This window comes from Plebeiibacterium marinum, assembly GCF_026013615.1.
In the GTDB taxonomy this organism is placed as follows: domain Bacteria; phylum Bacteroidota; class Bacteroidia; order Bacteroidales; family Marinilabiliaceae; genus Saccharicrinis; species Saccharicrinis marinus_A.
The window spans coordinates 1-320 of sequence record NZ_JAPDPI010000180.1; the positions used below are offsets into that span (position 1 = coordinate 1).

At 38.4% G+C, this 320-nt stretch carries 1 protein-coding gene; it reads right to left on the reverse strand.

Translation table 11 applies throughout. The features are described from left to right. On the reverse strand, window positions 1-320 hold a 320-nt coding region (locus OM074_RS21400; RefSeq protein ID WP_301202738.1), incomplete at both ends, for an Ig-like domain-containing protein.

Genomic DNA, 320 nt, shown 5'->3' on the forward strand with positions numbered 1-320 from the left:
CCTTCTGAATCACATACTTCATACACAAAACTATCTTCTCCAATAAAATCTTTATCTGGAGTGTAAGTATAAGTGCCATCAGCATTGATAACCAAACTACCATTGGTAGGCCCTGTTACCGGAGTTGTATTAATGGTTAATTCATCCCCATCAGGATCGCTATCATTAGACAATAGTGTTGTTCCATTTAACACGCTATCCTCGTCTACACTTGCAACATCATCAGTGGCAACCGGTGCATTATTATCAGCAATAGCATTAATGGTAATAACTACAGTAGCCTGATCGCAAGCACCATTTGAATCACATACTTCATATAC